This is a genomic window from Psychrobacter sp. CAL346-MNA-CIBAN-0220, from assembly GCF_040309805.1.
Classification (GTDB): Bacteria; Pseudomonadota; Gammaproteobacteria; order Pseudomonadales; family Moraxellaceae; genus Psychrobacter.
Window position 1 is genome coordinate 1 of the sequence record NZ_JBEOPF010000306.1, and the last position, 270, is coordinate 270.

Genomic DNA, 270 nt, shown 5'->3' on the forward strand with positions numbered 1-270 from the left:
GGGTTTACGTTAGGCGCTCTAAACTTCACTGCATTTGAAATTAAGTTTAAAAACAGCTGATGCATTTGACTCGGATCAGCCTGAATGATTGGCATATCAACCGTTATCACTTGCGCATTAGACTCATTAATGGCTATTTCTAAATCGCTTAAAATATCATTAAGTATGCTATTTAGATTGGTGTCGGTAAAATCTTTACCTCGAGTTGTTACTCGAGAGAACTCTAATAAATCATTAATTAAATTAGACATCCTTTGTGCGGCATTTTTC

The 270-nt window shown here is 35.2% G+C and carries 1 protein-coding gene; it reads right to left on the reverse strand.

The features are described from left to right. Nucleotides 1-251, reverse strand: a 251-nt coding sequence (locus AAEY88_RS13750) for a hypothetical protein (protein ID WP_350563283.1), incomplete at its 3' end; no start/stop codon positions are given. Nucleotides 252-270 lie beyond the last annotated feature (19 nt).